Annotated in this window: 16 protein-coding genes and 1 tRNA gene; 2 read left to right on the forward strand and 15 right to left on the reverse strand. The window is 46.3% G+C overall.

Annotation, left to right across the window (positions count from 1 at the left end; all coding sequences use genetic code 11):
* Positions 1-5: 5 nt before the first annotated feature.
* The 4 genes from A3L04_RS00335 to A3L04_RS00350 all read right to left on the reverse strand — a co-directional run bounded on the left by A3L04_RS00335 (position 6) and on the right by A3L04_RS00350 (position 2,863).
* Positions 6-431: a type II toxin-antitoxin system VapC family toxin gene (locus A3L04_RS00335; protein WP_068575656.1), complete on the reverse strand. Its 426-nt coding sequence runs from the start codon at positions 429-431 to the stop codon at positions 6-8.
* Complete coding sequence (locus A3L04_RS00340) at positions 419-676, reverse strand: hypothetical protein (RefSeq protein ID WP_068575658.1); 258 nt, start codon at positions 674-676, stop codon at positions 419-421. Before A3L04_RS00340 ends, A3L04_RS00335 begins: the two co-directional genes overlap by 13 nt.
* A 133-nt stretch (positions 677-809) precedes the next feature.
* Positions 810-1,985 carry an ABC transporter permease gene (locus A3L04_RS00345; protein WP_068575661.1) on the reverse strand — a complete coding sequence of 392 codons (1,176 nt, stop codon included), beginning with the start codon at positions 1,983-1,985 and terminating at the stop codon, positions 810-812.
* Positions 1,982-2,863, reverse strand: coding sequence for an ABC transporter ATP-binding protein (locus A3L04_RS00350; RefSeq protein ID WP_068575663.1), 882 nt, complete (start codon positions 2,861-2,863; stop codon positions 1,982-1,984). Before A3L04_RS00350 ends, A3L04_RS00345 begins: the two co-directional genes overlap by 4 nt.
* A 62-nt stretch (positions 2,864-2,925) precedes the next feature.
* Here A3L04_RS00350 and A3L04_RS00355 point away from each other — a divergent pair, with 62 nt between their 5' ends.
* Positions 2,926-3,657: a DUF2334 domain-containing protein gene (locus tag A3L04_RS00355; protein WP_068575665.1), complete on the forward strand. Its 732-nt coding sequence runs from the start codon at positions 2,926-2,928 to the stop codon at positions 3,655-3,657.
* On the opposite strand, the gene A3L04_RS00360 is transcribed toward A3L04_RS00355, so the two are convergent.
* From A3L04_RS00360 to A3L04_RS00380, 5 genes are all read right to left on the reverse strand, one after another.
* Positions 3,625-4,224: a phosphatase PAP2 family protein gene (locus A3L04_RS00360; protein WP_068579391.1), complete on the reverse strand. Its 600-nt coding sequence runs from the start codon at positions 4,222-4,224 to the stop codon at positions 3,625-3,627. The two genes, A3L04_RS00355 and A3L04_RS00360, sit on opposite strands and share 33 nt — an antisense overlap.
* 181 nt (positions 4,225-4,405) lie before the next feature.
* Positions 4,406-5,914, reverse strand: coding sequence for an aminomethyl-transferring glycine dehydrogenase subunit GcvPB (gene gcvPB, locus A3L04_RS00365; protein WP_068575667.1), 1,509 nt, complete (start codon positions 5,912-5,914; stop codon positions 4,406-4,408).
* Positions 5,915-7,261, reverse strand: coding sequence for an aminomethyl-transferring glycine dehydrogenase subunit GcvPA (gcvPA, locus tag A3L04_RS00370; RefSeq protein WP_068575669.1), 1,347 nt, complete (start codon positions 7,259-7,261; stop codon positions 5,915-5,917).
* A 56-nt stretch (positions 7,262-7,317) separates the two neighbouring features.
* A complete protein-coding gene (locus A3L04_RS00375) occupies positions 7,318-7,992 on the reverse strand; it encodes an HAD family hydrolase (RefSeq protein WP_068575671.1) in 675 nt (224 codons plus the stop codon).
* A gap of 29 nt (positions 7,993-8,021) precedes the next feature.
* Positions 8,022-8,099, reverse strand: a tRNA-Arg gene (locus A3L04_RS00380).
* A gap of 47 nt (positions 8,100-8,146) precedes the next feature.
* Between A3L04_RS00380 and dcd the strand changes: the two genes are divergently transcribed.
* Complete coding sequence (gene dcd, locus A3L04_RS00385; protein WP_068575673.1) at positions 8,147-8,620, forward strand: dCTP deaminase; 474 nt, start codon at positions 8,147-8,149, stop codon at positions 8,618-8,620.
* Here dcd and A3L04_RS00390 read toward each other — a convergent pair.
* The 6 genes from A3L04_RS00390 to A3L04_RS00415 all read right to left on the reverse strand — a co-directional run bounded on the left by A3L04_RS00390 (position 8,597) and on the right by A3L04_RS00415 (position 12,323).
* The gene (locus A3L04_RS00390) at positions 8,597-9,145 is read right to left on the reverse strand and encodes a hypothetical protein (RefSeq protein ID WP_231963804.1); all 549 of its coding nucleotides are present in this window, start codon (positions 9,143-9,145) and stop codon (positions 8,597-8,599) included. The genes dcd and A3L04_RS00390 overlap by 24 nt on opposite strands.
* Before the next feature lie 84 nt (positions 9,146-9,229).
* Positions 9,230-9,553, reverse strand: coding sequence for a 50S ribosomal protein P1 (gene rpl12p, locus A3L04_RS00395; RefSeq protein ID WP_068575675.1), 324 nt, complete (start codon positions 9,551-9,553; stop codon positions 9,230-9,232).
* Positions 9,554-9,599: 46 nt separating this feature from the next.
* On the reverse strand, positions 9,600-10,625 hold the full coding sequence (locus A3L04_RS00400) for a 50S ribosomal protein L10 (protein WP_068575677.1): 1,026 nt from the start codon (positions 10,623-10,625) through the stop codon (positions 9,600-9,602).
* Between the two features lie 5 nt (positions 10,626-10,630).
* Positions 10,631-11,281: a 50S ribosomal protein L1 gene (locus A3L04_RS00405; RefSeq protein WP_068575678.1), complete on the reverse strand. Its 651-nt coding sequence runs from the start codon at positions 11,279-11,281 to the stop codon at positions 10,631-10,633.
* Positions 11,282-11,358: 77 nt separating this feature from the next.
* Positions 11,359-11,853 (reverse strand): 50S ribosomal protein L11, encoded by a 495-nt coding sequence (locus A3L04_RS00410; protein ID WP_068575680.1) that lies wholly within the window; start codon positions 11,851-11,853, stop codon positions 11,359-11,361.
* A gap of 11 nt (positions 11,854-11,864) precedes the next feature.
* Positions 11,865-12,323, reverse strand: coding sequence for a transcription elongation factor Spt5 (locus tag A3L04_RS00415; RefSeq protein WP_068575681.1), 459 nt, complete (start codon positions 12,321-12,323; stop codon positions 11,865-11,867).
* Positions 12,324-12,327: the final 4 nt, after the last annotated feature.

The raw sequence follows: 12,327 nt of genomic DNA on the forward strand, positions 1-12,327 counted from the left end.
AATTTTTAAGGGACAACATCAAATCCATGTATTCTAAAGTCATTATCAAACGTAAATGCTTTCCTGAGCTTTAAACGTTCCATAATGGCAAAACTTAGTGAGTCAACAATGTCAATACCTTTCTGATCAAGATACCTAAAGAATATCTCCCAAGCCCTTTCCCAGTCTTCTTCAGTTTCCTTCTCGAAATGTATAAACTTGCTCGAGATCAAAGCTTGATAATGCTCCATCGCAACAGTCTTATTATAATGTTTGGACAAACCATTAAGATATTCAGCAAGAACAGGTCTTGATAGAACAAAGATGCTTCCACTTCTTACTGCATTTTCAAAGTAATTAATGGCCTTCTCGTGATTTTCATCCCTGCTATTGAAAAGGGCTATTATGGCACTTGTGTCTAGATAAACAATGTCTGGCTTTATTCTGGCCATTCAACAAGCCCCCAAGTCTCATCTTGACTTGCATGTGGATCTAACTTCCCTTTACCAATAATTTTCCAGATCGGATCCTTTTTTATGTCATCCTCGAGCTTCTCGCTTTCTAACTCAACATATCTTTTTAGAGCCTCTCTCATAACTTCTTTTAATGACATTCTCTTTCTCAATGCAATTATTCTTAACATGTTATAAAGATTTTCATCTACTTCTGTTTGTACATGTTTAGTTATACCTTCCATGCAACATCACCCATTGCCTCCTATTCATGTTCATATATATAAGCCCTATTGTCCATTTTTGTCTCTGTTCAATCTGATCTAATTTTACTACCCCCATGGCTAACAAAGTTAGCCACTCCCAACCGCAGAAATATTAGGCAAGTCTCCCTATCCTCCACCTGTAGCTAGCAAGCGCAATCGCGAGCATCATTAATGCCCCCAAGGCAACTATCAACACCTCTACCCTAACCTCGCTCAAACTTAAGTGATAGATCTCAAGCTTCCTCAGCGCCTTTAAAGCTGCCCCCAGGGGGAAGTACTTAGCTATAGGTCTTGCCCAGGAAGGGAGTAAAGAGTCTGGAACAACGACGGCAGCGAAGAACAGGAGGGGCATTGATATTAAATTCACAACGGCATTAGTGGTCTTTATGCTACCCGTGAGCATGCCTATAGCCAATCCCAAGGACATTGAAAATATCGAGGCAAGGATTACTACAATCCAACCTAACGGAGACGGAAAGAACTTGACATGGAAGGCCAAAAAGGCAAACGCAAGGCCCGTGAATATGCTAACCAAGATTATCACGAACGTTGCACTCATCTTACCAATCAAAAAGTCCCAGGGCGATGCTGGAGAAGAGGCTATCCTCCTGAGGGTTCCCTTCTCGATTTCCTCCAAGACTGAGGAGGATATCATGAGCATCGTGGCGAAGAGGAACTGAATTCCTATGAAGCTTGTAACGTAGAATTCCATTGGAGTTACCTTTGTCCCCTCAACTGTCTTCTCTTCCACGGTTATTGGCTTAGCGAAGCCAAGGATATATGGGAGGGCGTTCCTGGGAACGTACTTTCCTACTATACTCAGCCTCTCCTCCTGAAGCTTTGAGCTCAACTCCGTGAAGAAGCCAGTTATGGCCCCCTTAACAATCTGATAAGTTTGAGGGTCGCTTTTATCGTAGTACACCTCGATATAAGCAGGATAACCCTTCGTCAAGTTTACGGTGAAGCCTTTAGGAAACACCAAAAAAGCATCTACCTTTCCCTTCTTCAAAGCGTTAATCCCATCTTCCCAGCCCGGATAATGGTAAATCGTGAACATCCTCTCCCCATTTATCTCAACGCTCTCCATAGCGTGAATAATCCAAGAGACATTTTCCTGAGAGTAGTAGCCAACCTTAACGTTCAGCGTTGGATTTTCATTTCCCCATATCTCCCCAAGGATCAGTAGCCAGAGAATTGGGAATATAAAGACCCAGAATATTGCCATCTTTTCCCGGGAGAACTCCTTTATCTCCTTGATGAATATACCTTTTATCGCCCTGAACTTCATTCCAACCCCCTCCCAGTGAGCTTCAGGAAAACGTCCTCCAATGTAGGCTCCTCTACCCTCACAAGCCTAATCTCACTCCCACTCTTTAGGAGAGCATCTACAATCCTGGGTAACTCCTTCCTGGGATCCTCCACAGGTACTCTAACGTAATTTTCCCTCACAAGAACGTTACCACCGAGGCTCTCAGCCCCTACTATGGTTCCTTCGATGTGGATTACGCTGGACTGACCCGCTAGTTTTTTGAGCTCATCAACAGTGCCAACAGCAATTACTCTGCCTTCATTCATTATGGCGACCCTATCAGCGAGGGTCTCGGCTTCCTCCATGTAGTGAGTTGCAAGAATTATTGTCTTGCCTTCCTCCTTCAGCTCCCTTATTATCCTCCAAAGCTCCCTCCTCGAGGGAACATCCAAACCTGTGGAAGGCTCGTCGAGTATTATTATCCTCGGATCATGGAGGAGCATCACCGCAATGCTAAGCCTCTTCCTAAATCCCCCGCTCAGCTCCTTAACCTTCTTCTTCCTCGGCAGATCAAATCTTTCAATTACTTCATTAACTCTCCCAACTGGTGCGTCGAATAAATCAGCGTAAAACTTGAGGTTCTCTTCAACCGTTAGAAGATTGTACAGTATATCCTCCTGGGGAACGTAGCCGATGAACCTCAAAACTTTTCGCGAAAGCTTCCTCCCAAATACTTTGACTTCGCCAGAATCGTAGGAAAGACCCTCGGCAATTATCCTGAGGAGTGTAGTTTTCCCAGCACCGTTAGGGCCTAGAAGGGCAAAAATCTCATTTTCCCTGATCCTGAGTGTTACTCCCCTGAGAGCTTCAAAGTCTCCATATCTTTTTAGCAAATTGATAACCTCTAGAGCGTACATGTTAGTTAGTTAAACCCGAGGCTTAAAAGGAGTGATGAATTTCTGGAGTACAGAGTGGGAGCATGAAGAAGGTTATCCCGCTAATACTTATCGGACTCTTAATTGCATCCCTCATTAGGCTCACCTATTCTCCTTGCCAAAGCAGATACACGGGAAGCTTCATGATCATCGTCCACGACGTTAGCCCTGTGTATACTTCAGATATTCGAAAGATAGTAGATGTATTGAAAGATCTCGGCTACCAAAACTCAACTATGCTTTTTATAATACCGAACCACGCTGGAAACCACCCGATAAGCAGGGATAAAAACTTCGCCAAGTTAATACGCGAGCTTGAAAAGGAGGGCTTTAAGGTCGGAATTCACGGCTACACACATTCAAGGGATGAGTTCAACTGCAACTCCTCTGTTGCAGAGGCCAAAATAGAGGAGGCGATTGGAGAAATGCATAAAGCCAACATATCCTTCGAGAAAGTGTTTATCCCGCCAGAGTATTCTATATCCCAAGACGCCCTAAAGGTTCTCCTCAAGAACAACTTCACGGTCATCCTGAAGGATAAAATTTACTATCCGAACGGAAGCTGTGCCAAAATTGCAAACAGGGAGTACACATGGTACGCGAGCAACTGGAGCCTTGGAATTAGGCTTTTTATTGCAAAACTGGACTACAGGCTCCACTCGAGTAACTTCGTCCTATCGATCCATCCCAAGGCCGTGAACTATGGATGCGGAATGGAATTTTTGAGAAAATTCCTCAAATGGCTAAAGCTCAACGTCCAGAAAGCTAATTCCTAACTTCCCCACTATTCTCCTATAGAGTGGAAGCCAGGTGTCTTGGGTTACCTTTACCACGTTATAGATCCATTGGGCTAATAATAAGCTAAAGATAACGTCACTAAACCAGTGGACGTGGAGGAGAAGCCTCGTAAGGGCAACGCCAATTGCATACGCCCATGCAATTATCCCAATTTTCTTCCAGCGGTTAGAGGAATATACAGCTATAATTCCCCCCCTGAACGCGTGTCCAGAAGGGAAGGAAAACCCTCCATGTCCCCTGGGCCTTGGCTCATTTAGTGCAACCTTTAGGATTCCAACAATTGCCAAGCCCAAAAATGCGGAGAGAAGAAAGACAAGGGTCTCCCTAGAGAGTTTTCCATGCTCCTTAACGTCCAAATAGATAGCAAAGAGGGCAAAAGCAGAAAAGAATAGATTACCGCCAAGGGCAGTTAAGATCGTGAGCACCCTAGGACTTGGAGAAGGCAAGAGGAAGTCAATTCTCTCGTTAATCCCCCTTAATAGGCCAAGAACCTGGAGTATGAAAATTAAGGCAAGGAGAAATGAGCTTGCCAAGATTTTCCTCATGGACGTAAGGATGCATGAAGAAATAAAAATGTTTTTGAGCTCAGCTAACCCTCTTCTCATCACCGGTCAGAGTGGCTAACGGTCATCATGGGCCAAAGCTAAATAAAATGGGAGAGTTAAAAAGGTTGAGGATGATGAGCGTTTACCGGTCTGAGCCGTGATGATATCGGCACTGTCTGACTCAATAGTCAACTTCCCCTTTCTCCTTCAGCTCCCTGTACATTCTCCAGGTAATTATCGGCTTCTTTGCAGCTAGGACATCGTCAACCCTTCTTACAGCGGTGTTGTGTGGAGCTGACTTCACTATTTCGGGGTTGGTGTAAGCCTCTTCGCTAATCTTCTTAAGCGCCTCAACATATGCATCGAGCTCTTCCTTGGTTGCGGTCTCCGTGGGCTCTATCATCAATGCTTCATGCACTATAAGCGGGAAGTATATCGTCGGAGCGTGCATTCCAAAGTCCAGCAACCTCTTAGCTACGTCCAAGGCTTTAACTCCCGTCTCTTTCCTCATGGGCTCAGCCGAGAATACAACTTCGTGCTTCCTCAGCTCCTTGTGAGGCAGCTCATAGCCCCTAGTTCCCTTAAGCTTCTGGGTGAGGTAGTTCGCGTTAAGCACGGCAACTTCGCTTACCTCCTTAAGTCCATCCCTGCCCATTATCTTGAGGTACGTTAAAGCCCTAACTAACACTGCAAAGTTCCCGAACAGCTCCTTTACCTTCCCTATGCTCTTTGGAACGTTGTAGTCAAGGTAATACATGTCCTTCTCCTCGTCATAGCTAACGAGGGGCACTGGCAGGTAGTCTTTTAGGAAATCCTTAACTCCCACTGGCCCTGCCCCAGGACCGCCACCGCCGTGAGGCGTTGAAAACGTCTTGTGGAGGTTCAAGTGGACTATATCAAAGCCCATGTCACCGGGCCTTATCTTACCAAGGACTGCGTTTAAGTTAGCTCCATCGTAATAAAGCAGGCCCCCAGCCTTGTGGACTATCTTTGCAATCTCCAGTATCTCATCCTCGAATATTCCCAGGGTGTTGGGGTTAGTGAGCATTAAACCAGCGGTTCTCTCACTAACGGCATTCTCTAGCGCCTCAAGATCAACTGTTCCGCTTTCATTGGAGGGGATCTCAATGACCTTAAATCCGGCCATTGCTGCTGATGCGGGATTAGTTCCATGGGCTGAATCTGGAACAAGCATTTCAGTCCTCTGAGTCTCTCCCCTGTCCAAGTGATAGGCCTTAATAATCATCACACCGGTGAACTCTCCATTTGCACCCGCAGCTGGCTGGAGGGTGAAGCGATCCATTCCCGTTATTTCCTTCAACCACTGCTCAAGCTCCCATATTATCTTAAGGGCCCCCTGGACGGTCCTTTCGTCCTGATATGGATGGATGAAGCTGACCTTCGGATGATTCGCTAATTCTTCATTTATCTTTGGATTGTACTTCATGGTACACGAACCCAAGGGATAGATGCCAGAGTCAACACCGTAATTCATCTCGCTCAACCTTGTATAGTGCTTAACTACCTCAGGCTCGCTAACCTCGGGTAGGTTTAGAGGGCTCTTCCTCTTGAGTTTCTCGGGAATTTCAACCTCAACGTCTTCAATTGGCTTTGGCAGAGTGTAGCCAACTCTCCCAGGATGAGATAGCTCAAAGATGAGGGGCTCATCCCACTTTGCTTGGCGGAACATTCAAACCACCTCCCTGAGAGCCTCGATTAGAGCATCTACCCATTCCTTCCTCGTCGTTTCAGTGGCCGCGAAGAGAGCTGCTTCCCCAAGCTCCGGGAAGTGAGGCTTTACGTAGTAGCCTCCGTGGATGTTCTTGCTTAATAAGTGCTCGTGGATCTCTTTGTAGGGCTTCTCGAAGCGAACCAGAACATCCTTGAAGTTCACACCGTCGAAGGGCAACTCAGCGACTTCCTTAAGCCTCTTCTTCAAGTAGGTAGTGTTCTTCAGTATAACCTCGCCGAGCTCCCTAATCCCTCTCGGCCCAAGAGTGGCTATGTGGATTGCAGCTGCAACGGCAACCAATGCTTCATTGGAGCAGATGTTCGACGTAGCTTTAGCCCTCCTTATGTGCTGTTCTCTCGTTTGTAATGTCATGACAAATGCCCTCTTTCCTTCGGCATCTTTGGTCATTCCTATCAGCCTGCCGGGCATCTGCCTAATTAACTTAGGATCATTCCTAACTGCAAATATTCCCGCCCTGGGTCCGCCAAAGTTCATTGGATTTCCAAAGTAAGAGGCTTCACCAACAACAATATCTGCCCCAAGCTCTCCAGGGGCCTCGACTATTCCGAGTAGGGTTGGATCAACACCAACTACAAAGTAAGCCCCTGCATCGTGAGCTATCTCACCAACGGCTTGTATCTCCTCCTCGAGGAGGCCAAAGAAGTTCGGCATCTCAATGTAAACACCTGCAGCATCCTTAACTTTCTCCTTTAAGTCCTCCAAGTCGATCTGTCCCCTCTCATTCCAATTAACTGTCACAATTTCAACCCCTGGGCCCTTACCGTATGTTTTTAGGACTTGCATCCTCTCCGGGTGGGTGTGCTTTGGGACAACGAACTTCTTCCTCTTGCCCCTATGGAGCCTCACCGTCATTAAGGCGGCTTCAGCCATTGCACTTCCCCAATCGTACATCGAGGCATTAACTACTGGAAGCCCTACGAGCTCGGCTATTAAGCTTTGATACTCAAACAGGGCCTGAAGCATTCCTTGGCTTATCTCCGCCTGATAGGGTGTATAAGATGTTAGGAACTCGCTTCTCTCAATTAGGTATTTCACATGAGCCGGAATGTAGTGGAAGTAAGTTCCTGCCCCCAAGAAGGAGGGCATCTCCAGGACGGTTTTATTCCTCTCCAGGATTTCGTTCATCTCTAAGAATACTTCGTATTCACTCTTGCCCTCTGGGAGGTTCAACTCTTTTATGAAGCCCTTAGGGACGTCTGCAAAAAGTTCTTCTATGGATGAAAAGCCAATTTCCTTGAGCATCTCCTCTTTATGGGCAGAATTGGGGATATAGTGCTTTGCCATTGTAATCCCCTCAAAGAATTTAACGTCTATGAAATATATACCTTTCTCAAAATTCCTTAGCGGAGGTTCAACTCTTTTTCCAGCCTTTCAACGACATCAAGCAAACTCCAAAGATCCCTAATTACATGAAGGTGAGGAATTAATGCCAAAATGTCATTACTCACGAACTTTGCGGTATATGGAAAGTACATCCAAACGTACTCAGTTTTCTCATCTCCTCTTCCTATGAAGCGCCAAGGCTTATCATCAACCCATACAAATAATTCATCGCCATATTTTTCCCTGACCATTAAGAAAGCTTCACACAAACTGTACTTATGGCCGAAAATTATAACATCGTCAAAGAGATCGTAGAGACCGCTCTGCTTGAGCCTGTACTCCTTAATCCCAGGGATGAAGTCCTCAGCTGAGAAAGAGATAACTATATGCCCTCTCTCTTTTAACTCCTGAAGGACTTCCCTAGCCCCGTCTAAAGGCTTTGTAAGCTTCGCCCTCTCCTCAAACCACGCCCTAGCAAACTTCCCCTTGAAGATATTCGGAGCTTTAATCCTTCGAGCACTCTTTCCGAATTTGGGTCGTTCAAATTGTTCCTCTATTTTTGTGAGTATCTTGGCCAATTGTCTTTTACCTGGGAGCCAAGGATAAGTTCTCTTTAACGCTCTATAGAATGCCTCCTCAATGCAGGAGTAGCTGTCAACTAGTGTCCCGTCGAAGTCAAAGGCTATTATCATTGGACTTCCCCTCTAGTACATACTAGGAATGGCGGGCCGGGCGGGATTTGAACCCGCGACCTTCGGCTCCGAAGGCCGACGCCCTCTCCAGGCTAGGCCACCGGCCCCCGGAAGGCTTTAAAAATGCTCGGGTAATAAAGCTTGCGGTGATAAAATGCTACTCCCAGACTGGAAGATAAGGAAAGAAATACTCATTGAGCCTTTCTCAGAAGAATCTCTTCAACCAGCTGGCTATGATCTCAGGGTAGGTAGAGAAGCCTATGTCAAGGGGAAGATCATTAACGTGGAGGAAGAGGGGAAGGTGGTAATTCCTCCAAAGGAATACGCCTTAATCCTTACTCTAGAGAGGATTAAACTTCCAGACGATATAATGGGAGACATGAAGATCAGGAGTAGCCTCGCTAGAGAGGGAGTTCTCGGCTCGTTTGCTTGGGTTGATCCTGGATGGGACGGCAACTTAACCCTAATGCTATACAACACCTCAAATGAGCCAGTAGAGCTCAAGTACGGAGAAAGGTTCGTGCAGATAGCGTTCATTAGGCTAGAAGGGCCAGCTAAGAATCCATACAGGGGCAACTACCAGGGAAGCAGAAGAATCATGCTCTCAAAGAGAAGATCTGCCAAGTAGCTCTAACACTTTCTGTATCGCATCTTCTATATCTCGGGTAAAGTAGTCAACGTAAACGGAGGATGGGTGTTTCTTTATTTCTTCAAATTCATAGCTCGGACCCACGTAGCAGTAGACTATCTTCACGTCTTCACCAGTGAGCTTCCTATGAGTGAAGAACCCTACATCAACTGATGTTCCAAAGGAGATAGTGTGAGTTATGACCAAAAGAATCCTAGACTTATTTTCAATTTCGAAATCAAAAACACCCTTCTCCTTTGGATCGAGTATAACCATTGCTGGATGATAAACCTTAACTCCAAGATCTTCCAATCTTTTGGTTATCTCATAGAACATTCCAACTGTTTCAAAATCTATGTGACCAGTAAGATAGACATCAAACTTGTCTGCTGACTTTAATTCCTCAATTATGAGGTTATTCTTCTTTCTCGCATTTTCAAGTATATCTCGCTCTTCCTGGGAGAGATACATACCCAAATTTTCCTTTAATAGAGCGAGGAACTCCTCAATTCTAAGACTCGTCAATTTTATCCCCCAAATATATTAGGATGACCCCCCTATACTTAAGAATTGCGGAATTGGAATAGAAAAATTTGGAAAGAAGAGAATTCATCCGAAGAGAGCGCTGAGGCCGGCAAGGGCCTCTTCTTCTGAAACCTCTTCCTCTTTCTCCTCTTCTTCCTTCTTCTCCTCTTCCTTCTTCTCTTCGCCAGCCTCTGCTGGAGCCGCTACTGGGGCAGCTGCAACTGCAACGGGCATTGCGGCCTTCTCAATGACCTCATCGATGTTAACTCCCTCGAGAGCAGCGACGAGAGCCTTTATCCTAGCCTCATCTGGGGTAACTCCAGCAGCCTGAAGGACAGCCTTAAGGTTCTCCTCATTTATCTCTTTTCCAACGCTGTGGAGGAGCAGAGCAGCATACACGTACTCCATCTCTTCACACCTCCCGATCAGCTTTATTCATTAAATACGCGTGAAATCATCCAAACAGAGCACCCAATCCAGCGAGGGCCTCCTCCTCGGAGGACTCCTCTTCCTCTTCTTCCTTCTCTTCAACTTTTTCTTCTTCCTTCTTTTCCTCTACCTGTTGTGCAACGGCAACTTGAGCCTGGGCACTTAAAAGTTCTTTGGTCTTCTCATCTAGTAGATCCTCAGGCAACTGCTGGGCAAGCAACAGCATAGCCCTGAAAGCTCTGCCAAGTATATCATCGATTGTCTCCTTCGTAATGTAACCGGCCTCAACGGCAACGGCCTTGGCGTTAAGGAATGCCTTCTGAATGATTGCTTCAATTGTCTCAGGTGTTGGATATGCAACGTTAACTGCTAGGTTGAATGCGTGCATATAAGCCTGCTGTATCATGTTGATGTATTCTTGCTCGTCAATAGCCAGAACTTCTGGTGTATAAACTATTCCATCCTCGTACGCAACTAGAAGGTCGAGACCTACCTCAAGGGGCTGGATTCCAAGGGCGTTGAGTATAGTAGCAAGTTCGGGGGTTATAACTTCTCCAGCCTTTAGGACTGTAGTATCCTTCTGGATAGTCACCTTACCCCTCTCAATCCTCGCCGGAATTCCCATAGCCTGCATCTGACCCACGAGGGGACCAGGGGTTAATGAAGTTGGACCTGCTGGAATAACTACGTCCTTAGGAACCTTGGCCCCTGGTTTTGCCGGAGCAGGCTGCCTGTTCTGCTGGAGGAACTTGTAGAGCTTGAATGGGTTCATCTTTGTAACTAGAATTCCAGCCCCACCCTGAATGTAGTCAATTAGCTTTTCAAGCTCTGGCTTTCCAAGCTCCTGGGCGGCCTTCTTTATAGCCAATTCAATGAGCGTATTCCTCGAAACCCTGAGCAAACCCTCGTTCTCTCTGATAAGCCTTCTCATCTGTGAGAGGGGATAAGCTGGCATTGAGGAAACGTCAACTAGGGCAACTACTGGATAGCTCTTGATTAGGTTAGCGAGCTCCTCTACTTCCTTCTTCTTCCACTCAGCGACGTGGGCCATTTACCTCACCCCTCAATCCTCACAGCTGGGCCCATCGTTGTCTTAACGTACACTGACTTTATCTGGTTCTCTCCCCTCTCAAGCTTTCCAATTATGGCGTTGAGCACTGCCTCAATGTTCTCTGCCAATTCTTCATCGCTCATCTTTTCAGTTCCCACTGGAGCGTGAACTACAGGATTGTTCTTGAGCTGGATTCTAACTGTCTTCTTTAGCTTGTTCACTATCGGTTCTAAGTTAGTCATTGTTGGTGGGACAACTACAGGCATCTTGTTCCTGGGACCGAGGTATCTACCGAGGTACCTACCGATCTTGGGCATTAACGGTGCTTCAGCAATGAAAAAGTCGTACTTCTTAGCTAACTTTCTCGCCTGCCTCGGGCTTTGGGCTATCTCCTCTAACTCGGCACTACTAATAACATCAAGCCCGAGCCTCCTCGCCGCCTCAGCAACTGCACCGTCAGCGATGACCGCGATCTTCACATCCTTCCCTCTCCCGTGGGGAAGGACTACCTCAAGCTTAAACCTATTCTCAGGACGTTTAAGGTCTATATCCTTGAGGTTCACTGCCACCTCGACACTCTGTGTGAAGTTACGCGGCTTGGCCCGGGCTTTAGCCTCCTTCACCGCTTCCACGATTTTCTGCCTGTCAAAGGGCATTAGAGCCCTCCCTCCTTTAGGTTTTTAATTAAAAATCAAGTGGGGGTAAAAAGAGATATTTTTAAATTTTTTTATCCTCACTCTTTTTCGGCCTTCTCAAAAAGCTCGTCGTAAACACCCTCATCAATCTCCTTCTGAACTACCCTGGGATCTTTACCCTCAACTGTAACTCCCATGCTTAATGCCGTTCCAATTACTTCCTTAGCTGCTGCCTTTAAAGTTAGGGCCAGCATTTGATCCCTCTTCATCTTTGCGATCTTGATTACCTGCTCCATGGTTAGGTTACCAACGATGTTGTGCTTGGGTTCACCGCTCCCCTTCTCGAGGCCAAGCTCCTTCTTTATGAGCTGGCTCGTTGGCGGAACACCAACCTCAATCTCGAACTGCTTGGTTACTGGGTCAACTATGATCTTCACTGGAACCTGCATCCCCGCGAAGTCCTTGGTTGCCTCGTTGATCTTGTCAACTACTTGCTTAACGTTTAAGCCAAGAGGACCTATGGCAGGACCAAGTGGAGGACCGGGAGTTGCCTTACCTCCCTCGACGAGGACTTCAACAACCTGCTTTGGCATCTCTTCTCACCTCACTCCTCCTTCTGACGCTTGCTTATAAGCCTAACGTATTCTCCCCTAACGGTAACGGGAATGGGAACTATTGCTCCTATAAGCTCAACGACAATTTCATCTTTTGCCTCATCGACCCTGACGACCTTAGCCTTTTCACCCTTGAATGGGCCTGATATTAGCTCAACGATGTCCCCTGGCTCAAGACCACTAACGGCAGGCTTCTCCTCGAGGAAGTGCTCAATCTCACTAAAGGGAATCTCCCCAGGGAGAACACCTCTAGCGTGCCTTATCCCTCTAATAGCCTCATCAACAGCGCTTTTATTGGGAGCTTCAACAAATATATAACCTTTAACCTTAGACGGAGAGAGAATAGCATAGATTGGAAGGTTATATGTCCTAACCTTACTATAGATTAGCCTCGCAGTATTTTCTTCCTGTCCCTGGGTAACTCTAACCGCGAATATCTTCCCACCCATTCCC

The sequence above is a fragment of the Thermococcus chitonophagus genome (genome assembly GCF_002214605.1).
GTDB lineage: Archaea > Methanobacteriota_B > Thermococci > Thermococcales > Thermococcaceae > Pyrococcus > Pyrococcus chitonophagus.